This is a genomic window from Paenibacillus sp. FSL L8-0158 (assembly GCF_038592965.1).
Classification (GTDB): domain Bacteria; phylum Bacillota; class Bacilli; order Paenibacillales; family Paenibacillaceae; genus Paenibacillus; species Paenibacillus polymyxa_D.
Window position 1 is genome coordinate 2,674,997 of the sequence record NZ_CP151949.1, and the last position, 25,004, is coordinate 2,700,000.

At 44.8% G+C, this 25,004-nt stretch carries 22 protein-coding genes; 18 read left to right on the forward strand and 4 right to left on the reverse strand.

Features of this window, described 5'->3' with window-relative positions:
• Positions 1-62: 62 nt before the first annotated feature.
• The 3 genes from NSQ68_RS12120 to NSQ68_RS12130 all read right to left on the reverse strand — a co-directional run bounded on the left by NSQ68_RS12120 (position 63) and on the right by NSQ68_RS12130 (position 4,400).
• Positions 63-581: an NAD(P)H-dependent oxidoreductase gene (locus NSQ68_RS12120; protein WP_039275063.1), complete on the reverse strand. Its 519-nt coding sequence runs from the start codon at positions 579-581 to the stop codon at positions 63-65.
• A 163-nt stretch (positions 582-744) separates the two neighbouring features.
• Entirely contained in the window at positions 745-1,869 is a 1,125-nt protein-coding gene (locus tag NSQ68_RS12125) for a GGDEF domain-containing protein (RefSeq protein ID WP_342428953.1), read from the reverse strand.
• 95 nt (positions 1,870-1,964) lie between these two features.
• Positions 1,965-4,400 (reverse strand): glycosyl transferase, encoded by a 2,436-nt coding sequence (locus NSQ68_RS12130; protein WP_342428954.1) that lies wholly within the window; start codon positions 4,398-4,400, stop codon positions 1,965-1,967.
• A gap of 224 nt (positions 4,401-4,624) precedes the next feature.
• On the opposite strand from NSQ68_RS12130, the gene NSQ68_RS12135 reads away from it, so the two are divergent.
• Complete coding sequence (locus NSQ68_RS12135) at positions 4,625-5,359, forward strand: alpha/beta fold hydrolase (RefSeq protein ID WP_342428955.1); 735 nt, start codon at positions 4,625-4,627, stop codon at positions 5,357-5,359.
• Positions 5,360-5,378: 19 nt separating this feature from the next.
• The gene (locus NSQ68_RS12140) at positions 5,379-6,233 is read left to right on the forward strand and encodes a sugar phosphate isomerase/epimerase (RefSeq protein ID WP_342428956.1); all 855 of its coding nucleotides are present in this window, start codon (positions 5,379-5,381) and stop codon (positions 6,231-6,233) included.
• A 93-nt stretch (positions 6,234-6,326) separates the two neighbouring features.
• Here NSQ68_RS12140 and NSQ68_RS12145 read toward each other — a convergent pair whose 3' ends face one another.
• Complete coding sequence (locus NSQ68_RS12145) at positions 6,327-6,695, reverse strand: DUF423 domain-containing protein (RefSeq protein ID WP_342428957.1); 369 nt, start codon at positions 6,693-6,695, stop codon at positions 6,327-6,329.
• Between the two features lie 315 nt (positions 6,696-7,010).
• Between NSQ68_RS12145 and NSQ68_RS12150 the strand changes: the two genes are divergently transcribed.
• From NSQ68_RS12150 to NSQ68_RS12225, 16 genes are all read left to right on the forward strand, one after another.
• Positions 7,011-9,959, forward strand: coding sequence for a glycoside hydrolase family 48 protein (locus NSQ68_RS12150; protein WP_342429110.1), 2,949 nt, complete (start codon positions 7,011-7,013; stop codon positions 9,957-9,959).
• Between the two features lie 134 nt (positions 9,960-10,093).
• Positions 10,094-10,597 (forward strand): ferritin, encoded by a 504-nt coding sequence (locus NSQ68_RS12155; RefSeq protein ID WP_039275069.1) that lies wholly within the window; start codon positions 10,094-10,096, stop codon positions 10,595-10,597.
• A 288-nt stretch (positions 10,598-10,885) separates the two neighbouring features.
• Positions 10,886-11,509, forward strand: coding sequence for a GNAT family N-acetyltransferase (locus NSQ68_RS12160; RefSeq protein ID WP_342428958.1), 624 nt, complete (start codon positions 10,886-10,888; stop codon positions 11,507-11,509).
• 215 nt (positions 11,510-11,724) lie between these two features.
• Positions 11,725-13,752, forward strand: a complete 2,028-nt coding sequence (locus NSQ68_RS12165) for a S9 family peptidase (RefSeq protein WP_307354075.1) — start codon at positions 11,725-11,727, stop codon at positions 13,750-13,752.
• 112 nt (positions 13,753-13,864) lie between these two features.
• The gene (locus NSQ68_RS12170; RefSeq protein ID WP_307354073.1) at positions 13,865-14,968 is read left to right on the forward strand and encodes a hypothetical protein; all 1,104 of its coding nucleotides are present in this window, start codon (positions 13,865-13,867) and stop codon (positions 14,966-14,968) included.
• A 177-nt stretch (positions 14,969-15,145) separates the two neighbouring features.
• The gene (locus NSQ68_RS12175) at positions 15,146-16,735 is read left to right on the forward strand and encodes an acyl--CoA ligase (RefSeq protein WP_342428959.1); all 1,590 of its coding nucleotides are present in this window, start codon (positions 15,146-15,148) and stop codon (positions 16,733-16,735) included.
• 47 nt (positions 16,736-16,782) lie between these two features.
• Positions 16,783-18,015, forward strand: coding sequence for an aminopeptidase (locus NSQ68_RS12180; protein WP_235309903.1), 1,233 nt, complete (start codon positions 16,783-16,785; stop codon positions 18,013-18,015).
• A gap of 228 nt (positions 18,016-18,243) precedes the next feature.
• Positions 18,244-18,834 carry a TetR/AcrR family transcriptional regulator gene (locus NSQ68_RS12185; RefSeq protein ID WP_307354070.1) on the forward strand — a complete coding sequence of 197 codons (591 nt, stop codon included), beginning with the start codon at positions 18,244-18,246 and terminating at the stop codon, positions 18,832-18,834.
• Between the two features lie 18 nt (positions 18,835-18,852).
• Complete coding sequence (locus tag NSQ68_RS12190; protein WP_307354069.1) at positions 18,853-19,479, forward strand: HXXEE domain-containing protein; 627 nt, start codon at positions 18,853-18,855, stop codon at positions 19,477-19,479.
• Positions 19,480-19,599: 120 nt separating this feature from the next.
• Entirely contained in the window at positions 19,600-20,295 is a 696-nt protein-coding gene (locus NSQ68_RS12195; RefSeq protein ID WP_307354068.1) for a DUF4309 domain-containing protein, read from the forward strand.
• A gap of 150 nt (positions 20,296-20,445) precedes the next feature.
• Positions 20,446-20,973 carry a TetR/AcrR family transcriptional regulator gene (locus tag NSQ68_RS12200; RefSeq protein WP_307354067.1) on the forward strand — a complete coding sequence of 176 codons (528 nt, stop codon included), beginning with the start codon at positions 20,446-20,448 and terminating at the stop codon, positions 20,971-20,973.
• A 211-nt stretch (positions 20,974-21,184) separates the two neighbouring features.
• Positions 21,185-21,775, forward strand: a complete 591-nt coding sequence (locus tag NSQ68_RS12205) for a sulfurtransferase TusA family protein (RefSeq protein WP_307354066.1) — start codon at positions 21,185-21,187, stop codon at positions 21,773-21,775.
• Positions 21,772-22,248: a DsrE/DsrF/DrsH-like family protein gene (locus tag NSQ68_RS12210; RefSeq protein WP_250245043.1), complete on the forward strand. Its 477-nt coding sequence runs from the start codon at positions 21,772-21,774 to the stop codon at positions 22,246-22,248. Before NSQ68_RS12205 ends, NSQ68_RS12210 begins: the two co-directional genes overlap by 4 nt.
• Before the next feature lie 75 nt (positions 22,249-22,323).
• Positions 22,324-22,590 carry a metal-sensitive transcriptional regulator gene (locus NSQ68_RS12215; protein WP_013310304.1) on the forward strand — a complete coding sequence of 89 codons (267 nt, stop codon included), beginning with the start codon at positions 22,324-22,326 and terminating at the stop codon, positions 22,588-22,590.
• A gap of 233 nt (positions 22,591-22,823) precedes the next feature.
• Positions 22,824-23,501, forward strand: a complete 678-nt coding sequence (locus NSQ68_RS12220; RefSeq protein ID WP_342428960.1) for a YetF domain-containing protein — start codon at positions 22,824-22,826, stop codon at positions 23,499-23,501.
• A gap of 309 nt (positions 23,502-23,810) precedes the next feature.
• The gene (locus tag NSQ68_RS12225) at positions 23,811-24,971 is read left to right on the forward strand and encodes an aminotransferase class I/II-fold pyridoxal phosphate-dependent enzyme (protein ID WP_342428961.1); all 1,161 of its coding nucleotides are present in this window, start codon (positions 23,811-23,813) and stop codon (positions 24,969-24,971) included.
• Positions 24,972-25,004: the final 33 nt, after the last annotated feature.

Sequence of the window (25,004 nt, forward strand, 5' to 3'; positions counted from 1 at the left end):
AGCTGCCGTCTGCTGTAAAGCAGGTATGACAGGCGCCGTCCAAGGGGCTTTCTAGTAAAAAATTAGGAAATAACTGTTTGCGCGTATTTTTGTGCGGATTGGTCTAGTTGCTCATCGGTCAATACTGCAGCACCATATTGTACGAAATAAGGGAGCAATTTGACACCAATCATATGGCCTGTAGCTTCCAGAGGTCTCAGTAGCTCTTCGATCGTATACCTATTCCGTCCGTCATGTTGATAGTTTTCCTCAACACTGGCAGCAGACAAGGCAATCAACAACTCTTTGCCCTGTAGCTTGCCACCTTCGCTTCCATAAGCCCAGCCGTAGGTTAGAACCTTATCCAGCCATTTTTTCAGTAGGGAAGGAGTGCTGTACCAGTAAAAAGGGAATTGCAGAACGATACGGTCATGCTGCTCTAGCAGTTCCTGCTCCTGGGCGACATTGATTTGCTCATCCGGATATACTTCATACAGGTTGTGAACGGTCACGCCGGATTGTTTCTTGAGTTCTTGCACCCATCTTTTGTTAATGCGAGATTCCGCAAGATCAGGGTGAACGACAATAACGAGGGTTGACATACAAAAATCATCTCCTTAGACTTATTTTTAGTAAGTAAATAACCAATACATATGTAACCATTTTAGTTTCAACTTATGGAATTGTCAACTCTATTAAATTTTGAGCTCTATATACAAAAAGACTCCGGCAAGCCGGAGTCTCATCAAATGAAGCATTTTTACATTAAGCGGTATGATTAAGAGCAACAATTTTGTTTTTCCCGGAGCGCTTGGCTTGATACAAATAGTTGTCTGTCTCCTGGAAAAATATATCTTTGTCTTTGTTCATATCCTCGGTATAGCTTTTTAATCCAATGCTAACGGTTACGGAAACGATTTGCATTTTCTCCTGAAAGGTCATATTCTCTACTTCACGCCGGATATTCTCAACGATCTGATAGGCTTCCTCAGAAGTATGCTCAAACATCAAAATAGCAAATTCTTCACCGCCATAGCGGGCCGGAATGTCATTCGCTGTAATTTGCTCTGTAATGATTTGAGAGATGCCTTCCAAAATTTTATCACCGAACTGATGTCCGTAATTGTCATTGATTTTCTTGAAATTATCAATATCCACTAACGCCAGATGGATGATCGCTCCTTGTTCGGCATATTCGAGTGCTTTTTCATAAAAGTTTTGAAAGGACAAATGATTGTACAGCTTTGTCAAACCATCAGTCATGGACATTTTGCTGATAATCGCATTACTGATCATTAATTCCTGTTGGGCACGCTTTGTTTTATACAAATCCACTAACAAATCGCGGCCGCTGGCCTGAATAATGAGAGCAATAAAGGTGGACATAATCAAAAAGGTTGGAATCGCCACAATATCAAAGTCTGACAAATAGCTGCGGAATGATCCATCTGCTGCCAGCAACAGAAAAAAGACGACCACTTGCAATACAAAGGAAATCCATATTAAGCGACGATTGAAGAACAGAATAGAAGAGAAAATAGGCAACAAACATAGCGCAGGAATAATCCGGATATCATAATTTAGGCGAATAATCATCCAGCAAATGACGGTGCTTGCCATAAACAGGATCGCAAAAGAATACCTGTTAAATTTAAAATGAGCCAACTCTGCCAGTAAGTTGGAACCACTCATGATTAGCGTAGGAACAATCAGGGTTCCGACGTAAAATTCATAAGGCGAAGCGGCGTAATCAAGAAATAAGTAGCTGCCCAGCTGGACGATAAAATGTACACCTATAATCATCCAATACAGTAATAACATTTTGCGTACCCAGTGGGCTTGCTTTGTTTTGTAATCCATGGTTTGAGTAAGCCGTTTTGTCTTGTTCATGATGTCACCACACTTAATGTATCTTTAGCCATTCTCGTATTATAAGATACTATGTGATGAAGTTGAAGCTAATTTTTTTGAAGGCTATGAACTTGTTAGCCTAGCAACACTTTTACTTGGTGGATAGCCCCGTCCCCTGCAACCGGCAGAATATTATTCGTAAGGATGGTACCGTCTACAGTAACCGTAGTTACACCCTTGGAGACGTGCTGGGGATTCGTGATATGGATCACGTAGGTATCGCCACGGAAGACGCGGGTGACTGTGAATTCGTCCCAGGCTGTAGGAATGCACGGGTCAATACGCAGACCGTCCCATTCCGGCTGGATACCGAGGATAGATTGAGTAATAGCTATAAAATTCCACGCCGCTGTACCCGTCAGCCAGGAATTTTTGGCTTCGCCTTCACGAACAGCATCCTTGCCCGCAATCATTTGAGCATACACATACGGCTCGGTGCGGTGAATGTCGCTGATGTCCTCCAGATAGGCAGGTGCAATTTTGCTATATAGCTCGAAAGCGCGATCCCCACGTCCTATTACGGCTTCCGCCATCATAATCCACGGGTTATTGTGGCAGAAAATACCGGCATTTTCCTTATACCCGGGAGGGTAAGATGAGATTTCGCCCAGATTGATGTAGTAACGGGAATAAGATGGATGTTGCAGCACAATGCCGTAGGGAGTTTCCAGTCGATCACGTGTAGAATCGAGAGCTTTATGTGCTAGGCCTTCTTCAACACCAATTCCTGCCATGACACAGAAACCTTGAGGTTCAATAAAAATTTGACCTTCCTCACAATCCTTGCTTCCTATTTTGTCTCCATAATGGTCATACGCACGTAAGAACCATTCCCCGTCAAAACCATGCTCCAATGTAGCTGCTCGCATACGATCCACATGGGCTTGAGCTGTGGACGCTTCTTCATCCAAACCTCTGCGCTTGCAGAGCTCAATAAAATCCGGTCCCGTATATACGAATAGTCCGGCGATAAACACGGATTCAGCTACTCGGCCCTCCAAATTCTGTGTTGTCTGATAGGACTCATCGGGTGTGACGGAAAAACAATTGAGATTCAGACAATCGTTCCAGTCAGCTCGGCCAATGAGTGGAAGACCATGTGGACCAAGATTATCTATTACATGGTAAAAAGAACGCTTCAAATGTTCAAACAGCGTAGCCGTACGCTCTACATTTCCGTCAAAGGGCACTTGTTCATCCAGGATGCCAAAGTCTCCCGTTTCTTTGATATACGCTGCGGTACCGACAATTAGCCACAACGGATCGTCGTTAAATCCACCGCCAACCTCGTGGTTTCCTTTTTTGGTTAACGGTTGGTACTGATGATAAGCTCCGCCGTTTTCAAATTGAGTAGAGGCGATGTCGATAATCCGTTCCCGTGCCCGCTCCGGTATTTGGTGGACGAAGCCGAGCAAATCTTGATTTGAATCCCGGAAGCCCATACCACGTCCAATACCGGATTCAAAATACGAAGCTGAACGCGACATATTGAATGTAACCATGCATTGATACGGGTTCCATATGTTTACCATTCGGTTCAGCTTGTCGTCGTGGCTTTGAAGGGTGTACTTGGACAGTAGATTGTTCCAATAGGCTCGGAGTTCACTCAAAGCTTCTTTTACATCGGCTTCTTCCGCAAACTGCGCAATCATGGCATGTGCCTGTTTTTTATTAATAACACCGTGGGACTCCCATTTCTCTTCCTCGGGGTTTTCCACATAACCGAGTACAAAGTTACAGCTTGTTTCTTCGCCTGGTTCCAGCGTGATCTCAATGCAATGTGATCCGACAGGGGACCATCCGCTGGCAATAGAGTTCGAGGCTTGCCCAGCGGCGACCGTTTGAGGCTGATCTAATCCGTTGTAGAGTCCCAGAAAAGCTTCACGATCTGTATCATAGCCCGCTAGCGGACGATTAGCAGAGAAAAAAGCATAATGATTGCGGCGTTCACGGTATTCCGTTTTGTGATAAATGACAGAGTCCTGTATCTCAACCTCGCCCGTGTTCAAGTTGCGCTGGTAGTTGGTCATATCGTCATAGGCGTTCCACAGACAAAATTCCACGAACGAAAAGAGTTTGATCTTTTTGGTTTGTAACGATGTGTTCTGAAGCTTAACCTGATGAACCTCGCCGTCAAAGGATAGGGGCACAAAAACCAGCTGCGTGGCTCGAATACCGTTGCGTTCTCCCATAATTGAGGTATAGCCAAGTCCATGGCGGCATTCATACTGCTCCAGCTCCCGTTTGACCGGCATCCAGCCTGGAGTCCAATAATCCCCATCATCATAAATATAAAAATAACGACCACCGTTATCGACAGGAATATTATTGTACCGGTAACGTGTTAAGCGACGTAAGCGAGCATCCCGGTAAAATGCATAGCCGCCACTTGTATTGGAAATCAGTCCAAAAAATCGTTCATTACCTAAATAATTAATCCAAGGATAAGGGGTTTGAGGGGTGTGGATGACATATTCTTGATTGATATCATCGAAGAAACCATACTTCATGGCGCAGAACTCCTCTCGATTTGAAAAAATAAATGGCCCAACACATGATTATATTCAAACATGAAGCCGTTCTTCCTTTAGGAAGACATTTCCCGTCTTATGTAAAATGTGCTTGATTTTCTCAACCATTCTTCTGGGATTTGCAAAATATTTGAAATGGGTAAATATACCTTTTTATGCTAAAATGAAAAAGTTAGAATTTAGCAAGGCAGGAGGTTGCAAGAATGGCACCTATCACATTATTTTTCATCCCATATGCAGGCGGATCGGCGTCGGTCAGCTTCAAATGGAAAAAGTCGCTGCTTCCGCAGATTAAGCTTGTTCCACTGGAATTAGCGGGCAGAGGTATTCGTTCTGGGGAACCGCTAAAGGAAAGCATTGAGGAGATGAGCGAGGATCTGTTGCACAAGATCAGCGAAGAGATAGCACCCGGCGATCCTTATGCCATATACGGTCATAGTATGGGGACGATGATCTCATTCGAGCTGTACTACAAGCTGGTGGCCGGTGGATATGGCAAGCCTGCTCATCTGTTCGTTTCGGGTGGACGGGCACCGCATGTCCCAAGAAATTCCCCGTGGTTACACGATCTGCCCGCAGATCAGTTCAGGACGCATTTGCAGCGGTACGGTCAGCTTTCGGAAGCGATTTTTGACAATCGGGAATTATACGACTATTTTATGCCAGTGTTAAGAGCGGATTTCAAAGCTGTTGAGTTGTATAAGTACACGGCTAAAGCCGCACCTTTACATTGTCCTATCACCGCTTTGACGGGAATGACCGATAACACGGTGACCTTACAAGATGCGGAGGCATGGGCACAGCATACGGATCAGCAATTTCGTATGTTTACCTTTGAGGGAGGACACTTTTTTATTCATGATGAAGTGGAGCGGATTACGCACATCATCAATGAGACCTTGGAGCAGAGTACGGTAACGAGTAGCATACAAAAATAAAAATAAGAGGTGAATTTTAGTGACGGTAGGTGTATTGGCACATTTGTTTGGCAAGTTGCCTTATCGCGAATTGGCTGCAAAGGTAGGCGCAGCGGGCTTTACTCATGTTCAGCTGGCTCCATGGAGAGCGATCAGTGATGTGGATTTTAATAAACCGGGTAAGTTCAATCCGGGATTGGCACTGTCTATCGCAGAGGAATTTCGTAAGCATGGTGTATCCATATCGGTGCTCGGGTGCTATTTGCATTTTTTTGTACAGGATGAGGAATTGCTGCGTGAAAATGTAGAGCGCTTTAAAGAGCTGATCCGATATGCGGGTCTGTTAGGAGCACCCATGGTTGCAGCTGAAGTCGGACGTAATGAGGATGGTACCGCCTATACGGAACGTGACTGGAGAGTTGTAAGGGAAGTAGTGCGTGAATTAGCAGATGAAGCGGAGAAGTGGGGCATATTCGTAGGATTGGAAGCAGCAAACGATCACTTGGTTGGAACTGCCGTTGAGTTGGCTACCTTTTTGGAGGAAGTGCCCTCTTCACACATCGGTGTTGTGATTGATCCGGGTAATCTGCTGAAAACGGAAAATATGGCGCAGCAGGATGAGATCATTCGGGAAGCTTTCCAACTGCTGGGCCCCCGGATTATCGCAGCGCATGCCAAAGACCGGCGTTTGTCATCGTCAGGTGAAATTGAGACGGTGCCACCGGGTTTTGGAGACATGAACTATGGTCTATACATGGAACTGCTGGAGCAGTACAAGCCGGGGGTTCATATTATTATGGAAGCTGCCCAGGAGCATGAGATGGCTGAATCCAGACGTTATATCGAAGGTCACCGGATAGCCGCTCAGAAAGCGCAACAAGTGCAGACGAAATAATGTATTCTTTCATAATACTCAGGAATGCTATGTTAATAATTCGAGAGACTTGGAAGCGCCTCCTTTTCCAAGTCTCTGTTTCTTTACCCTTGTTTAACCCTTCACAACCGCCACGATCACAATGACCCAGCTTGCCAAAAATGCCAACCCGCCAATGGGGGTGATGGCCCCAAGCTTTTTCACACCGGATATACTAAGGGCATACAGACTGCCGGAAAACAGGAGAATACCCACCAGCATAACCCAGCCTGCGGTTACGATGAGAGAAGAATGGACAAGGTTGTCAGCAAGAACCCCCAGTAGCAGCAATCCCAATCCGTGAGCGATTTGATATTGAACTCCTGTTTGGAATATGCTCATCATGTCTGCGGAAAGTCTTTTTTTCAATGCATGTGCGCCAAACGCTCCCAGAGCTACGGCTAAAAACATCACGATACAACCAAGCAATAGCAAAATTTTCATGTTTTAACGCCTCCCTGTGAAATAGTACCGATTCCAATCGATTTCGTCAATTTTCCTTGCGGAACTCTAAACACATATAATTTTTCGACTCTCATTTGGTGCCTAGTGTGGTATATTTTTTCCAGGGCCAATGCGAAGCATTTGGAGAAATAGACAGCGTGTCCTCCACCTTTTTTATGGGAAAGTGAGGTGATGATGCTGTCTTTTTGTGCTGCCGTATTTCGGAAAAAATCTTGTGTTAAGCCAAAATTGATAATGGAGAGGATGAATGCAAAAGTGATTAGCAGAAAATCCGTGTTCAGAAAATCTGTCTCTATGGTCATGTCAGCCATTTTGGTACTTCCGTTAACCTTGGGCTTATTTCAGGCAGAATCCGTTCGTGCATCAGCCGCAACACCGGAATCGACACGTTTTTTACAATTGTATAAACAGCTGAAGGATCCGGCTAGCGGATACTTTTCAAAAGAAGGCATCCCTTATCATTCCGTTGAAACGCTCATGAGCGAGGCTCCGGATTACGGACACTTAACGACTTCGGAAGCTTACAGCTACTGGATGTGGTTGGAAGTGCTGTATGGTCATTATACCGGGGATTGGGGGCATTTGGAATCCGCATGGGACAACATGGAGAAATATATCATTCCTGTTAATGAAGGCGATGGTAAGGAAGAACAGCCAACAATGAGTAACTACAACCCGAACAGCCCCGCCACCTATGCTGCAGAATACTCACAGCCGGATCAATACCCAAGCCGTCTGAGTGGCCAGTATGGTGCTGGCAAGGATCCACTGGACTCTGAGCTGAAGACAACCTATGGCAATAACCAGACTTATCTGATGCACTGGTTGTTGGACGTGGATAATTGGTACGGCTTCGGAAATCTTCTGAATCCGTCGCATACAGCAGCCTATGTAAACACCTTCCAGCGTGGGGAACAGGAATCAGTCTGGGAGGCTGTACCGCATCCATCACAAGATAATCATAAGTTTGGCAAGTCTAATGAAGGCTTTATGAGCCTGTTCACCAAGGAAAATAATGCCCCGGCACAGCAATGGCGCTACACGAATGCCACCGATGCGGATGCACGGGCGGTTCAAGCGATGTACTGGGCTAAGGAGTTGGGCTATGATAACTCCGTATATTTGAATAAAGCCAAAAAGATGGGAGACTTTTTGCGTTACGGTATGTACGATAAATACTTCCAGAAAACAGGAAGCGCTTCCAATGGAAGTCCTATTGCTGGTACGGGAAAGGATGCCAGTCTTTACTTAATGGCATGGTATACGGCTTGGGGTGGCGGACTTGGCCAAAGCGGTAACTGGGCTTGGCGTATTGGAGCCAGCCATGCGCATCAGGGCTACCAAAATGTCGTCGCAGCCTATGCGTTGTCCGATCAAGATGGTGGATTAATACCGAATTCACCAACGGCGGGACAGGACTGGGCGACTTCGCTAAAGCGACAACTGGAGTTTTATACATGGCTGCAATCCGATGAGGGGGCCATTGCAGGTGGAGCGACGAATAGCTGGGATGGTGCCTACAAGGCTTATCCATCTGGTACGAGTACCTTTTATGGTATGGCTTATACGGGGGCTCCTGTATATAACGATCCACCGTCGAACAACTGGTTCGGGATGCAGGCTTGGCCTGTCGAGCGGGTTGCCGAGCTGTACTACATTTTAGCCAAGAAAGGGGATACTTCGTCCGAGCAGTTTAAAATGGCTAAGCAAGTGACGGAAAACTGGATCGCATGGTCCAAGAACTATGTATTTGCCAACGAACGGCCTGTGACTGATGCGCAGGGATACTATTTGGACGCTCAAGGTAAGCGTATTCTGGGTGGCAAGAATCCAAAGGTAGCTACTACAGCAGCTAAAGGAGAATTCTGGCTGCCTAGCAATCTAGAATGGAGCGGAAAGCCTGAAACCTGGAGCGGATTTGCCAATCATAAAGGGAATACCAATCTCCATGTGGTAACAAAGAATCCGGGGCAGGATGCCGGAGTGCTGGGCAGCTATGTTAAAGCACTTACTTTCTTTGCTGCTGGAACGAAAGCTGAAAAAGGAGACTATTCCGAGTTAGGCAAGGAAGCTAAGGATCTGTCTAAAGCTTTGCTTGATGCTGCATGGGGTTATAACGATGGTATAGGTATTACAACGAAGGAAGCTCGCGAGGATTATTATCGTTATTTTACTAAAGAAGTGTATATCCCGAATGGCTGGAGTGGCAAGACTGGACAAGGCAACACGATCCCTGGCACAGACGCTACCGCTTCTGATCCGTCCAAGGGCGGCAATGGTACCTATTCCAGCTTTAGTGATATCCGGCCTAATATCACTAAAGATCCGCAATGGTCCTATCTTAAAGATAAATACACGACTTCTTGGAACAATCAGACCAAAAAATGGGATAAAGGTGCTCCAGAATTTACGTATCACCGTTTCTGGTCCCAAGTCGATATGGCAACAGCTTATGCTGAGTATGACCGTCTCATTAACGGTAGTGGACCAACCGAGCCGACAGCTCCCAAAGCTCCGGCAAATGTGAAGGCAAACGCAGGGGATGCTCAGGTTACACTCACTTGGAGCAAAGCGACGGGTGCCGATAGCTATACGGTCAAGCGCTCGACAACCAGTGGTGGTCCTTATACCACAGTAGCAACGGTAACAGACAGCACTTACAAGGATACAGGAGTGCTGAATGAAACCACTTATTATTATGTAGCAAATGCAACAAATTCTTTAGGAACCAGCCCGGATTCTGTCGAGGTCAGTGCTAAGCCTACGGCAGCTCCCATTCCAGCAACGGGAGACGTGATTGCCCAATACCACGTGGGCGACACTAATCCGGGAGATAACCAGATTCGGCCACTGTTCCGTGTTGTAAACAAGGGTAAAGAGGCTGTCGAACTGAAAAATGTTAAGCTGAGATACTACTATACCGTAGATGGCGACAAGTCACAGGAATTCCATTGTGACTATGCACAGTTGGGTAGTAGTAACGTTCAGGGACGTTTTGTGAAACTGGATAAGGCCGTTACAGGCGCAGATTATTATCTGGAGATCTCCTTTGGAGCTGGTGCGGGAAGTCTGGCAGCAGGGGAAAATACAGGAGATATTCAAATTCGCATGAACAAGACGGACTGGAGCAACTATAACGAAAGTGATGATTTTTCCTATGATTCTACCAAGACCTCTTATACGGATTGGGACAAAGCACCTTTGTATATAAACGACAAACGTGTCTGGGGTTTGGAGCCTTGATTGTGAACTGATTGTGGAAATTGCGGACGGAATGTGAGAGCACTGAATTCACTTCCGTCCGTTTTTTTGTGATCGGATTCGTGGTACACTATGATCGTTACAACATTACATACATGACCGAGGTGACCTGAGACATGAATGACAATTTGGCACAGGCTCTGAATGAGCAAATGAACTTTGAATTTTACTCCGCTCACGTATATCTGGCGATGGCTGCTTATTGCTCCAGTGAAAGTCTGGATGGGTTTGCAAACTTCTTCCTGGTACAAGCTGAGGAGGAACGGTTTCATGCCATGAAACTGTATAAATACATTAATGACCGTAGAGGACGCGCTACACTGGCTGCATTACCGGAGCCCAAAAACAGCTACGATTCCATGCTGGACGTATTTGAGCATGGCTACAAGCATGAGCAGCAAAACACGCAAAAATTTTATCATTTGGCTGACTTGGCCCTCGATGCACGTGAGCATGCAACGATCCATTTCTTGAAATGGTTTATTGATGAGCAAGTCGAGGAGGAAGCGCTGTTCGACAGTGTCATTCAGAAGCTTAAACGCATTGAAAGAGACAGCAACGCCTTTTATATGCTGGACAGCGAGTTTGCCAAACGCAGCTTTACTGCCCCTGCGGAGTAACACAGCATACATGCTGTGTTTGAATGCCAGAGGCATGGCCAGCATATTATTCGTCTAGAAAGTAAAGGAGCCCGGCTTTCGGGCTTTTTGCGTTGACTTTGATTAACCGAATGCCCCTCTTTCGAGGGGATATTGTTATTTTAAATGGAGTTATAGAAAAAATTAATTTGCCGCTGGATGGTGAGCATGCTACAGTTATGTTAACTTTTATATCTGATTAAATAGATAGGAATAATTATATAGTGATTCACGCGTTTTATAAAAAACACTATAAGGAGGCGGGTTAGTATGAGTGAAATCTATCGTCTGGCACTCCAAGAGGACGCAGAAAGATTGCAGTATGTGACGTATGAGGCGTATGAAACAATTCGGCAGTTGGGGCTTCGATGGCCTGCCGCTCAGGCAGACGTTGCTCTCATTCAAGAAAATATTAAAAATAATGATTGCTATGTGCTGGAAGTAGACGGTGTCATTCAGGCTACCGTTAGCCATCTCAAAAATAGAGCCCTTAATTTTATAACCGATCTACCGTTTGTGATGTGGTTTGCTGTAGACCCGGCTACCCAGGGCAAAGGATACGGGAAAAAACTATTGAATTGGGTAGAGCAAACGATTATACGTGATCAGGTGGGAGCTCCTGCAGTAACACTGGCAACTGCGGAAAAGCATCCCTATTTGCTATCCATGTACGAGCGTTGGGGATATGAACGTATCCATGCTTTTGACCATGGAACAGGGGACGGGACGATGCATTTACTTCGTAAAGTGGTGAATCCTGAATTATTCTCCACTTACATTCGTGAAAAAAATGAAGCCGAGCAGCTAACCACAATTAGACGTGATCACCCCGAACAGGACGAAGCCGATTCGTTCGCTGAAAGGGGCTTGGAGCGAATGAATTTTCAGTTATGATTGATGAATAACATTACCCTCTCTCATGAAAGCAACCGAAGTAGCGGTGTTTTCGGGTCGATAGCGACTGAGAGAGGGGCTTTTTAATTTTGGACAAATTGACAGAGATAAATAAAAAGAGTAACGTAATTGTATAATTATTATAATCACATAAAATTAATCGGATTAATTAAAATTTGAAAATGTGGAATCTGATGATATAAGGAGGAATTTTTTTGAGCGACTCGCAATTTAGCACGACCAAGCGCTGTATAACAGCCGAGGATTTATATCGGCTTCACTGGGTTAGCGATCCAGCTATTCATCCTCTCAGCGGTGAAATCGCTTACGTAGAGCAACATATTAATAAAGAGCGGACAGATTATAACTCAGGAATTTGGCTATTATCGTCCGATGGCGCTAGCGCATTACCCTTTACATACGGACCGAAAGATGAAACGCCTGTCTGGTCACCCGACGGATCACAACTAGCTTTTCTCCGTACAACAGACGGCAAGCGCCAGGTATGGATTATTCCAGAACGCGGGGGAGAGGCACGACAGCTTACACACGTAGAGAACAATGTTCGTTCATTAGCCTGGTCTCCTAATGGGACCTGTATATCGTTTGTAGCTAAAACGGCCGAGAACCCACTAAGCCCGATATCCGATGAAGGAACTCAGGAGGCGCAACTTAAGGGACGAGTTGTTAATCGAACGAAAGCTAAATCCGACGGCTATGGACTGTGGGATGATACTCGTGATCACTTGTATGTTACGGATGTGACTTCGGGGCACACAGTTCAGCTGACGTCCGGCGCTTATGATGTGGCGGAGCCTGTGTGGTCACCGGATGCTCAATGTATTTTATTTGTCGCCAGAATAGCAGAACATTCGAAAGAGGATACGGATTTACGTGAACTAAATGATTTGTTTACGATAGCTCCTGCGATTTCAAATGGTGATGCCGTCGCACCGCTTAAGCTGACCCATTCTGAACTGCACATCGAGAGTGCTGCTTATTCTCCCGACGGTTCAACGATTGCCTTTTACGGTCATGATCGACATGCCAAAGACGCTACTCAGGCCCGATTGTACACGATTCCTTCCAGTGGGGGGACGGCAGTATGCGTTAGTGGGACGCTTGACGCTCACCTCGGTAATGCGGGTATGAGCGACATGCGTTCACATCTTCATATAGGACCGCCACGCTTTAGTGCCGACGGTCAATCCCTGTATACGCTGGTTACCCGTGAAGGAAATGTGCACGTATATCAGTTTGCGCTTGATGGAACTTTTAAAATTTTAACGCAAGGAGAACGAGAAATTTACCAATTCGAGCTTACATCGGATGAGCAGCATATCATTGCCGCTTCCACCGATGTAACTTTACCAGGCGATTTGTTCCGGATTGCGATCCATTCAGGAACTGAGGTACGGCTGACACGAGTAAATGATTCTTTGCTTGATGAGATTGAGATCAGTGTGCCTGAGTGCTTTTGGACGGAGGTTGAGGATGGCCGACGGGTGCAAGGATGGGTAATGAAGCCTGCTGGGTTTAAGGAGGAAGTATCCTATCCTGCCATTTTGGAGATTCACGGTGGCCCTCATGCCATGTATTCCAATTCTTTTTTTCATGAATTTCAGTTGCTGGCCGCTCAGGGATATACAGTCATCTATACGAATCCGGGAGGAAGCCGAGGGTACGGCCAGTCTTTTACCAATGTCGTCCTTGGAGATTACGGCGGACGCGATTACACTGATCTACTGAGCGCAGTGGATGAGGCTATACGCCAGTTTCCATTCATTGATCCGGAAAGGCTGGGTGTAACAGGGGGCAGCTATGGTGGCTTTATGACAAACTGGATTGTCGGCCATACCGATCGTTTCCGCGTAGCTGTAACCCAGCGCTCCATATCTAACTGGCTGTCAATGTATGGAGTGAGTGACATAGGGTACTCGTTTACTGAAGATGAAGTCGGCGGGAATCCGTGGGAGGATTGCGAGCTCTTGTGGAGGCAATCTCCGCTGGCTTATGTGCAGCAAATTAACACACCGCTGCTCATATTGCACGGGGAGCAGGATCTGCGATGTCCTATAGAGCAGGGAGAGCAGCTGTTTACAGCATTACGTCGCTTGGGGAAACCAACGCAATTTGTCCGTTTTCCAGCTTCAAGCCACGAGCTTTCACGAAAAGGGCACCCGCAGCTTCGCGTGGAACGACTGCAACGTATTACTAATTGGTTTGCCCAACACGAATTATAAGTAAATCGATTTCTTGTATTGATGTAAAAATGTCAGGTCCTAAACATAGGACTTGGCATTTTTAGTATGCCTTGCTACAATTCTCTCAACCTCATTCAAAAGGAGATATATAATGGCTGAGCCCTTAAAAAATATGTACACGGAGAATTTTCTTCAACAATTCGGTGAAAAAGTACGGTCTGCGTACAGGCCGTTCGATACCATCGGATTTATCCATCAAGTGATGGATGAAAAATGGGATGAGCTGGAGCTGAAAGAACGAATACGGCGTATTTCGTTAACATTAGGGGCATTTTTGCCCAGTAATTATGAAGAAGCTCTGGGTATTCTTTTTACTATAGATGAGCATTGCAGTGGTTTTCCGTACTTGTTTTTCCCCGATTTTGTGGAGGTGTATGGGCAAAGAGAAGAACATTGGGACCTGTCCATGAAGGCACTGGAGCGATTCACATCTAAGTCCTCTGCGGAGTTCGCCGTAAGACCCTTCCTCCTGCGTGAACCGGAACGGATGATGCAGCAGATGACGACCTGGGCGGGACATCAAAGTGAGCACGTTCGCCGTCTTGCCAGCGAAGGCTGCCGTCCACGGCTACCCTGGGGACAGGCGTTGCCTGTGTTTAAACGCGATCCTGCTCCAGTATTGGCCGTATTGGAACTACTGAAGGTCGATCCATCACTATATGTACGTAAAAGTGTAGCCAACAACCTGAACGATATTGCTAAGGATCATCCTGATGTGGTCATTGCTACGGCTCAACGTTGGAAAGGGACACACCCTGACACCGACTGGATTGTACGTCATGGCTGCCGGACCCTGATTCGCAAATCTATCCCCGAAGTGATGGCAATGTTCGGCTATGCGGATGAAACAGACGGGGCACCGTTGGTCACGGGTGCCTCTTTCAGCACAGACCCTGCCTTGCTAAGACTCGGTGATAGCTGTGAGTTGAGCTACGCGCTTCAGCTTCGTGGAGGTGACTCGGTACGAGTCCGCATCGAGTACGGCATTGACTTTGTGAAGGCGAGAGGACAAGTCTCACGTAAACTGTTTTTGCTATCTGACAAAACGGTTCCCGGAGGAACCCATCTTACAGGTACACGGACACACCGTTTTGCAGACCTGACAACTCGTCGCCATTATGCGGGAACGCATCGGATTGCGCTGCTAGTAAACGGTCAGGAAGCGGCTTCTACAGTGGTAGAACTCCAGTTGTAGATCAAGATTGCAGTGAAGAAAAAGAGCCTGAAATCAGGCTCTTTCTTTTTGTTGTTGGCTTTACCCAATTTATTTTTTTCCAAAAATATGATTCTGGTATTAGAACCTGGTACTAAGACGTGTTATACTACAGTAAGAAAGTGGATTTCATCTTATGTATAAAGGGGAAGGTATAATTTGACAGATCAACAACAATGGCTTGCGCCTGAATATTACAATATGACTTCGGAAATGGAACACCATGAGGCTGATAAAACAGCACTTAAGTGGCTGAGTGAGACAGGAGAATACGAAGAAATCACCTACGGAGAGCTGTTGAAAAAGGCTAACCGACTGGCTGGAGGACTCGCAAGTCTGGGATTTAACAAAGGTGACAGAGTTCTGGTCGTAGTACCACGGCGTATTATTGCGTATGTAATTTATCTGGCCTGCTTGAAGCTGGGGCTTGCTGTCATTCCATCTTCAGAAATGCTACGTGCCAAGGATATTGCATATCGTCTTCGCCATTCTGAAGCACGCGCAGTCATTGCCTGGACCGGAGTTACAGGTGAAGTGGACAAAATAAGCGATGATTTGCCTACTCTGGATTATCGTATCGTGGTCTCCGGGGACGACACGCCAGATGTATCTGGCTGGCTCGTGCTGAATGAGCTGCTGGATGGACAGGAAGATACTTTTGAAGCTGTGAAGACGCACCGTGACGACATGGCCATTCTGGCCTATACTTCGGGCACCACGGGAAATCCTAAAGGTGTTGTACATAGCCATGGCTGGGGATATGCTCATCTGCGGATAACATCACCATGGTTGGACATTCAAGCTTCAGACATAGTATGGGCCACAGCCGCACCTGGCTGGCAAAAATGGATTTGGAGTCCGTTTTTATCGGTACTGGGAAATGGAGCGACTGGATTCGTATATAATGGTTCGTTCCGTCCGGGTCGTTATTTGCAGTTGCTGCAGCAATACGGAGTCCAAGTATTATGTTGTACACCGACGGAATATCGAATTATGGCAAAAATGGATGGTTTGGATCAATACGACCTATCCCAATTGCGCAGTGCAGTTTCTGCAGGAGAGCCGCTCAATCAGGAGGTTATTAGCAAGTTTCAGGAGCAGTTCAACATTACGATTCGTGATGGCTACGGCCAAACAGAGAGTACGTTAATTATTGGTAATTTAAAGGACGCGCCTCTGTGCACTGGCTCGATGGGCAAATCCATTGCGCCGGGACTTGTTGAGGTCGTAGATGAGGATGGCATTCCGCTGGCTCCGGGGCAAGTGGGGGATATTGCGGTGCGTGCCGATCTGCCGGCATTATTCCATACGTATTACCATGACCCAGAACGCAAATTAGCTAGTGTCCACGGAGATTATTTTGTTACGGGAGACCGGGCGCGCAAAGACGAGGATGGATATTTCTGGTTTGAAGGACGTGGTGATGATATCATTATCAGCTCTGGCTATACTATTGGTCCTTTTGAAGTAGAGGAAGCGCTTATGAAGCATGACTCCGTGCAGGAATGTGCTGCCGTAGCCAGCCCTGACGAAATCCGTGGACATGTTGTTAAAGCTTTTGTCGTACTCAAAGCTGGGGTAGAAGGATCACCGGCATTAGTGAAGGAACTGCAACATCATGTGAAAACATGGACTGCGCCTTATAAATATCCACGAAAAATAGAGTTTATTCAAGAGCTTCCTAAAACCAGCTCAGGCAAAATACGAAGAGTGGAGCTGCGTGAACTGGAGAAGCAATCCGTACTGTAGTGATGAAATTATTCAATATAATCAAAACGGAGCAGGAGCGTGGAAAAATGAGTACATTTGAATCATTGTTGGAGCAATACGCAGAACTGGTTGTAAGAGTAGGAGTTAACATTCAGCCTGGACAGGTGTTTTTGGTAACTGCACCACTGGAAACTGTTGAGTTTACACGCCTGATTGTCAGCAAAGCCTATGAAGCAGGCGCTAAATATGTACAGGTAGAGTTTGAGGATGATTCCATTACACGTAGTCGTTTTGAACATGGTGACGAAGCCAGCTTCGATTACTACCCTGCTTGGAAGGCAGAGATGATGGAGAAATTTGCCGAAGAGGGTGGAGCCACACTAACGATTAAAGTGCCGAACCCGGATTTATACCAAGGCATTGATCCACAAAAGGTTTCTCGTGCGACCAAGGCGGCAGCTACGTCGAGAGAAGGTTTTTCCAAATATACCCGAAATCATAAAATTAGTTGGTGTTTGATTAAAGCGCCGACGAAGGCTTGGGCTGATAAAGTATTTGCCGATGTAGCAGAAGAAGATCGTATACGTATCATGTGGGATACAATCTTCCAAATGAATCGTGTAGATGGCTCTGATCCTATTCAGAATTGGCAGAAACATTTGAAAAACCTTGAACAGGTACAAGACAAGCTGAATCATAAAAAGTATAAAAGCCTCCACTATCGTGCACCAGGAACAGATTTGCGAATTGAACTGGCTGACGGGCATATTTGGCGCAGCGGTGGTGGGGAGAACGAGCGCGGAGATTACTTTGTCGCGAATATGCCGACAGAAGAAGTATTCACGATGCCTAAGCGTACAGGTGTGAATGGTCATGTCACAAGTACCATGCCACTCAATTTAAATGGACAACTGGTGGATCGCATAACGTTTACCTTTAAGGACGGTAAAGTCACTGAATATACAGCTGAATCTGGCGAGCAGCATCTGACTCATTTGCTCGCTACGGATGAAGGGGCCAGCTATTTGGGAGAAGTTGCACTGGTGCCGCACGATTCACCGATTTCCAATCTCAATCGTATTTTTTACAATACAGGTATCGACGAAAATGCCTCCTGTCACTTGGCCCTAGGCAGTGCGTATCCATTTAATATGGAAAATGGGACACAAATGAACCGGGAGGAGCTGCTCCAGAACGGTGCCAATGTCAGCCTGACTCATGTTGACTTCATGATCGGCTCAGCTGAGCTGGATATTGATGGCGAACTGCAAGATGGGAGTAAAGAAGCCGTGTTCCGCAAAGGAAATTGGGCTATTTAGTCCTTTTCTCAACCTCAATTCAATCAACCCGCAAACGATCTCATTCGTATGCGGGTTTTTTTATTCCCTGAATCTCAAATCGCTCCTTGTTTTGTGAAATATAAAGTGCTAAACTGAGTTCAAACAATAATTTAAACAATGTTTTAATTGTTGTTTGAAAAGTTGCGTATTTAAAGTTGTCCATTTCATTCATCCGTTATGATTGGACGAAACAGGAGGAGGAAAAACATGAATCACCCAGACAAAAAACAACAAACCAAAGAAAAAATCTTAGACGCTACGCTGGAATTTATTCAAAAGGAAGGTTTTGAGGCGGTTACAATCAGGAAAATTGCTGACCTGTCTGCTACTAATATTTCATTAGTTAATTATTATTTTGGCTCCAAGGAAAATCTGCTCAGTGAAGCTATTGAAGTGATATTAAATGGCTTTCAACACACCTTTTCTATTTTGGATAATACAGCGATCCCCCCCCAAGATAGACTGAAACAATTTTTACATAACTATTTACAGGTTATTCGTCAATATCCAGAGCTTCTTTCGCGAATTATTGCCATGGGCAGCACGCCCTTTACATCTCAACAGGAATACGGAAGGTTTTTAAACATAATGGGATTTCCAAAGGTTCAGAACACGATCAAGGAGCTGACAGGCGAGCAACAGCCGGAGCGCTTGTTAGCGATGATGCTGCAAATATTCGGAGCTATTTTTCTGCCTGCACTGATGAGTCCGATTCTTGAATCAGGGGCAGTTGTGGAAATACCTTCAATAGAGGAACAATTAAATCTGCTGTTTGAAAGATATTTTGATCAAAAATAAATCAGAGGGGTGACTAATATGAACTTTTTGAGAAAATATTGGCAAGATGCAGGAGCTATTATCGGTGTGGTTGTATGTATTGTTTTACTTATGAATCAAGCTATCCTTTCGGATATAACAGGCATGTTATGGTTGAGTTTTGTAGCTATATTGTTTCATCAATTTGAGGAGTACCGCTGGCCTGGATATTTTGCTGGTTTATTTAACAACGTTATGTTTAAAAGTGAAGCACCCGATCATTACCCCTTAAATACTCAATCAGCGATGATTATCAATGTGGTAATTGCCTATGTGTTTTATCTGCTCCCCGTATGGTTTCCGCAAGTAATCTGGCTTGGACTCGCACCCGTTTTTATGGGATTTTTTCAGGTCGTCTGGCACGGTATCGTCGTAAATATTAAAGCAAAAACCTTATATAATCCCGGCTTGTTTACGGCACTTCTCCTGCATGTTCCAGTCGGAATTTGGTATATTCATGAAATAGTATTGCGAGACATTCCAACCGTAACTGACTGGATTGGGGGTACGATCTACTTTATTTTTGCTGTATACATCTTCATCATTAAAGGGAATATATGGTTGAAAAAGAGTGATTCTCCTTACTCCTTTTCTAAACAACAGCTGGGAGCTTATGATCGTAAATAGGGTATGTTAGAAAACCATCAATGTCCTTGTTTACAAGTTGGATACAAGTAGAGGTATTCTGGAAACGAGGTTCGGTTACACTTGGTTTGTACCCATGAACAAGGAAAGAGTGATCTTATAATGAAGCATACACATCAACCTCATGATCGTAAAAAGTTGGCTTACAAGCTAATCACCACTAGTGCTTTATTGGCTATAGGTTTTGCTGTGATGACAGGGTGCAGCAATAGCGGGGAAGCACAATCAACTGCTCCTACTAAAGCAGAAACTGTCACACCACCTGCTAGTTCTACAGATCAAAACACGGATCTCAATACTAATGGGCAAGGATCAACCTCGACCCATCAAGAACCTGCCAATAGTACAGCTACACCTCACAGTAAACACAGCCCTGCAGTCGCTATATTCAGCGCAGCCAAGCAGGGAACCTTACCGAATTTGCCAAAAGGTCTTGGCTTGGGAACTAGCAGCGATCTTTTGTTTGAGCTGTGGGGGAAATCCGAGTCTGGTTCTACTGGTCCTATGAGAAGCTACGCTAAGTATCATACAGACATCATGCTGGATGGAAGCGATAAAGTTACAGAAATTACATCTTCCGATCCAGACTATAAAAAGTTGCTTATCAAACAAATTGTTGACGATTTAGGCCAACCTACGGAAACCGTTGATACCTCTAGAGACATACCTGACACAGCAGAAGCTAATTATGCGATCAATAACACATCAGGACTTAGTTATAATTTAGTATTTTCCTATCAAACCAAAACGCAAAAGGTCAATTATATCCGATTATATTTTAACTCTAAGACGCCATAATTGGATGTATATAACAGAGTCGTTTCCGTTAGAATTGCGGAGGCGACTTTGTTCAAGCTCATTGCATTTTTAGGGTATTTCGTTTATACTATTTTGCAATTGATTAATCACTAATCAGAAAACTGTGTTAAATAAAAGGATGAAAAAAATATGGCTAAAGCTACGTCAACATCTATAAATCGCCAAAAGGAAATTATATCTGCTGCCATTGAAGTGTTTGCTGAGATGGGCTACTACCGAGCTACAACAGCCAAAGTTGCGGAACGGGCCAATATTTCTCAACCCTATGTCTTTCGTTTTTTCGCTACCAAGGAAGCATTGCTTGTTGAAGCCCTTAAGGTTTCATTTTCACGTATCATAGATTCTTTTCACAGAGTCATTCATTCGGCCTCATCTGAGCAGCTGGAGCAAGAGCTAATTGCAGCCTATTCGCAAATTATGACGGAATACCGTAATGAAACACTTTTGCAAATGCAGGCGCAGACGATCCGCGAGGATGAGGTTGTAAGCGTGATGCAGCATGGGTTCCGTGAAATTCATACGACGGTTTATGATGCGTTCCGACGGGCAGGTATTGAACAAGCAATGGAAAGAACGATGCTTTTTCTCGCCAGAGGTATGCTGTGTAATATTTCGATGTCGCTGGATCTGCCAGAACTGATGAAAAAAGACGATTAATTTTGGTTTATGCATTAGAGTCGCGTTTTTGCGCGGCTTTTTTGCTTTAAATTTTATTTTATTCAAGACTTGATTTCGTTTGCTTCTGAGAAAAACGGGCTAATAAGTTGACAAGAGAAGCGAGCCTCGTTATTCTAATACCCATAGGGGTATATGTATAGAGGAATCTCGCTAAACTAGGCCCCCTCAAAAAACAGGCGGAGGTTATAGAATGTCATCAACTAACAATATCCAAGCAGATCATATTCTTGATTGTAAAGGGCTAGCTTGTCCTATGCCTATTGTAAAAGCAAAAAAGGCTATGAATGAGCTCGTTCCCGGAAAGATTATGGAAGTTCAGGCGACTGACAAAGGTTCATTAGCCGATTTTCAGAGCTGGGCCAAAAACACCGGACATCAATATTTGGGCACTCTCCGCGATGGAGATGTAATGCGACATTATCTACAAAAAGCAAATCTAGCTGAAGTGAAGAAGGAGCAAGTATTTTCTTCTACGATAAGCCATGAAGAGCTACAAGCAAAATGTTCTGCAAAAGAGAACTTCATTTTACTCGATGTTCGTGAACCTGCTGAATTTGCTCTTAAACATATTCCTGGATCTAAGCACATCCCTCTTGGCGAACTGGAGAACAGACTTTCTGAACTGAACTTGGAAGAAGAGATCGCAGTGATTTGCCAAGCTGGAGCACGCAGTGAAATGGCTTGTCAGTTATTAGTTTCCAAAGGCGCTAAAAAAGTCAAATCTGTGCTTTCAGGCATATCCGAATGGGCTGGAGAGACTAAGGGAAGTGAATCCATATGAGTACGCCCAAAACAACGATTGTATTATTCAGCGGGGAGCTGGATAAGGCGATTGCTGCATTCATTATTGCGAATGGAGCGGCAGCATATGATCACGAAGTAACTATTTTCTTTACTTTTTGGGGGCTAAATACGTTACGCAAGGACGAAATCGTGAGCACCAATAAAGGAATGCTCGAAAAAGCCTTTGGTTGGATCATGCCTCGTGGACCCAAAAAGCTTGCACTATCCAAAATGAATTTTGCCGGACTCGGTCCACAGATGATCAAGCATGTCATGAAAAAGCACAATGCGCTTTCCTTGCCGCAGCTTATAGAGTTGGCACGAGAGCAGGGGATCAAGCTCGTCGCCTGTACCATGACCATGGATTTGTTAGGACTGCAGCAAGAAGAGCTAATCGACGGTTTGGAATATGCTGGAGTAGCCGCCTACTTGGGGGATGCTTCGCAGGGGAAGGTGAATCTATTTATTTAGGGTATCCTATTTATTTTTTTGGTTTATAATATACCTATACGTGTATATGGTAAGTCAAAAAGGAGTGCATTACTTATGGATTACAATTACAGTGATGAACTGAAAACGCGCCTGAGGAGAATTGAGGGACAGGTGCGTGGAGTACTTCGTTTAATGGATGAAGGAAAATCGTGCAAAGACGTTGTTAGCCAGTTGTCTGCCGTACGTAACGCATCAGATAAAGCAATTGCCCAAATTGTGGCAGAGAATCTGCAACGATGTATATTGGAAGAGCAAGAGGCTGGAGGAGACACGGATAAGCTGGTTAAAGAAGCGATTCAGCTACTTGTGAAAAGTAGATAATCATGTGTCCAGAGTCAAGCTAGCGGGCAATGATGTCACTATGTACAAAATTACGGGAGCTGGACATATTGCCTTTGATTAAGATTGTATACTAGCCGTAATTAAAGTTCGCTGCCTCTAGTTGGTAGCGGGCTTTTTTATTCGGACATTTTAGGAATAACCCTCTGTTTATGCTGAGGTAAACCGGTGTAAATAACACATAAGGAAAACAACTTCTTCCGGGAGGCCTATTTATGGAGGTATTTGTTTCGATTGGTGTCAAATTGATCATCAGCTTTTTTGGCTTGTGGATCATTACTTTTATTACAGGTCGGAAAACACTCAGTCAGTTAACACCACTCGATTTCCTAACATCATTGGTGTTAAGCGAAATTGTGGGAAATACGTTATATGACGATAAGGTGACCATTGGGCAGCTTTTGTTTGCTTTGGCACTATGGTGTGCGCTGGCCTACTTTTTTGAAAAAGCGACGACCCATTTTGTGAAATTTGGATATATGGCAGAAGGTCGAACAGTGCTGCTCGTGGATAAGGGGCAAGTTAATCAAGAAATGCTTGAGAAATATGATATAGAATTTACCCAGCTGCTCTCCATGCTACGCCAGCAAAATATTTTTTCTCTTCGTGAGGTCTGGTACGCCACGTTAGAAACAAATGGTTCATTGTCAGTTATGCGCAAACCCGAATATGAGCCACCCGCGGCTCAGGATATGGGGATCGATGCACAGCCTGATCTTTTTTCTATAACAGTCATTGATAAAGGAAAGCTCCTGAACGAATCTATGCGTGGGAAGTCAATCGATATTGAAGAGATTAAAGCTAAGGTGCGAGAGCAGGGATATAGTATCGATGAGATTGCCTATGCAGAGTTAAGCGAGGATGGAACACTTCATATCGTGCCAATGAAATAGAAAAAAGCATTAAAAATAAGACCATTTTGATAATTAAGCCAAGAAAGAAAGAGGAGCAAGGTGAAAAGTTAGAGATGTACTTCCCAGCTCAAACCATGAAATACAGATGATCAACTCTGATACCCGGAGTGTATTTTTACTCATTGCTTCCATTCACCCCTCCATATTTTTTCATGCATTTAATTATCATTTTTAGATTCCAGCAGTTCTTTAAAAGATTTTTGAAATAACCCTATAGAATATTTGAGTCCCGGATTGAGGAGACTACCCCTTATGGGTTTGAAATTTTTCAGAAAGTGGTGATCAGATTTGAGTTTCTCGGATGATCAGCTTATCTGTGTGCGATTTGAGGACGAACTAGGGTGTTTTGCTAAGGCTGCTGCTCCTCCTATTTTTGAGACTGCTCCATTTTTCTTTGATACTTACGAAGATTATGCTGAAGCGGCTAATAATGAAAAGGAGCATTATGTCTATTCGAGGGGAACCAATCCTACCGTTCAGATTGCAGAGCAAATGATTGCTGGGTTGGAAGGCGGGGCGGACTGCAAGTGCTTTGCTTCCGGAATGGCTGCTATCAGTGCCGCTCTAATGTGTAGTTTATCCGCAGGGGACCATCTGATTCTGGTCGGACACATATACGAAACCTCCGTCAGCCTAGCTAAATACTTATCGAAGTTCGATATAAATTATACAATTGTACATTCTACTTCTACGGAAGCAGTTGCTGATGCCATCAAACCGCAGACCCGTGCTATTCTTATGGAGTCTCCTACCTCATTCACATTCGATATGGTAAATATTCAGGAGGTAGCTTCGCTTTCCAAAGCGAAGGGCATCCGCACAATCATAGATAATTCATGGGCTACACCCCTTTTCCAAAAACCATTAGAATGGGGCGTAGATATCGTTGTTCACTCCGCATCCAAGTACTTGGGTGGTCATAATGATTTAATTGCAGGGGCAGTGATCGCTTCTAAAGAGATAATAAATCGTATGTATGCTGAAGAGTATGAGTTGATTGGCGGCTCGTTGGCCCCTTTTGAAGCCTGGCTACTCATTCGGGGGCTAAGAACACTCCCGCTCCGAATGGAATCCCATCAGAGAAATGCTCTGTTGGTTGCTCGTTTTCTATCAGATCATCCGGCCATTTCCAAAGTGAATCATCCCGGACTTCCATCCCATCCACAACATGAGCTCGCATGTAGACAGCTTAAAGGGTATGCCGGATTATTCAGTTTTGAACTAAAAGATTCGGGTTATGAGGATATATGCAGAGTGATCAATAAACTGCGACTGATTCGGATCGGTGTATCTTGGGGGTCTATGGAGAGCCAGGTGATCTCACCAAACTACGGCTTCAATAAGCAGAGTCTAAAAAAACAACACATGCCCGAATCGCTTATCCGCCTAGCTGTAGGGCATGAGCCTGCTGAACTTCTGATACAGGATTTAGCTACAGCTTTAAGCTAAGCTAACTTTCAGGATTTTATCTAAAAAAGCGAA

Bases quoted from the DNA above. Each gene is read 5' to 3' on its own strand.
- NSQ68_RS12120 (WP_039275063.1), bottom strand. From the start codon at position 581: ATGTCAACCCTCGTTATTGTCGTTCACCCTGATCTTGCGGAATCTCGC.
- NSQ68_RS12125 (WP_342428953.1), bottom strand. From the start codon at position 1,869: ATGAACAAGACAAAACGGCTTACTCAAACCATGGATTACAAAACAAAG.
- NSQ68_RS12130 (WP_342428954.1), bottom strand. From the start codon at position 4,400: ATGAAGTATGGTTTCTTCGATGATATCAATCAAGAATATGTCATCCAC.
- NSQ68_RS12135 (WP_342428955.1), top strand. From the start codon at position 4,625: ATGGCACCTATCACATTATTTTTCATCCCATATGCAGGCGGATCGGCG.
- NSQ68_RS12145 (WP_342428957.1), bottom strand. From the start codon at position 6,695: ATGAAAATTTTGCTATTGCTTGGTTGTATCGTGATGTTTTTAGCCGTA.
- NSQ68_RS12150 (WP_342429110.1), top strand. From the start codon at position 7,011: ATGGTCATGTCAGCCATTTTGGTACTTCCGTTAACCTTGGGCTTATTT.
- NSQ68_RS12155 (WP_039275069.1), top strand. From the start codon at position 10,094: ATGAATGACAATTTGGCACAGGCTCTGAATGAGCAAATGAACTTTGAA.
- NSQ68_RS12160 (WP_342428958.1), top strand. From the start codon at position 10,886: ATGAGTGAAATCTATCGTCTGGCACTCCAAGAGGACGCAGAAAGATTG.
- NSQ68_RS12170 (WP_307354073.1), top strand. From the start codon at position 13,865: ATGGCTGAGCCCTTAAAAAATATGTACACGGAGAATTTTCTTCAACAA.
- NSQ68_RS12180 (WP_235309903.1), top strand. From the start codon at position 16,783: ATGAGTACATTTGAATCATTGTTGGAGCAATACGCAGAACTGGTTGTA.
- NSQ68_RS12185 (WP_307354070.1), top strand. From the start codon at position 18,244: ATGAATCACCCAGACAAAAAACAACAAACCAAAGAAAAAATCTTAGAC.
- NSQ68_RS12190 (WP_307354069.1), top strand. From the start codon at position 18,853: ATGAACTTTTTGAGAAAATATTGGCAAGATGCAGGAGCTATTATCGGT.
- NSQ68_RS12195 (WP_307354068.1), top strand. From the start codon at position 19,600: ATGAAGCATACACATCAACCTCATGATCGTAAAAAGTTGGCTTACAAG.
- NSQ68_RS12200 (WP_307354067.1), top strand. From the start codon at position 20,446: ATGGCTAAAGCTACGTCAACATCTATAAATCGCCAAAAGGAAATTATA.
- NSQ68_RS12205 (WP_307354066.1), top strand. From the start codon at position 21,185: ATGTCATCAACTAACAATATCCAAGCAGATCATATTCTTGATTGTAAA.
- NSQ68_RS12210 (WP_250245043.1), top strand. From the start codon at position 21,772: ATGAGTACGCCCAAAACAACGATTGTATTATTCAGCGGGGAGCTGGAT.
- NSQ68_RS12215 (WP_013310304.1), top strand. From the start codon at position 22,324: ATGGATTACAATTACAGTGATGAACTGAAAACGCGCCTGAGGAGAATT.
- NSQ68_RS12220 (WP_342428960.1), top strand. From the start codon at position 22,824: ATGGAGGTATTTGTTTCGATTGGTGTCAAATTGATCATCAGCTTTTTT.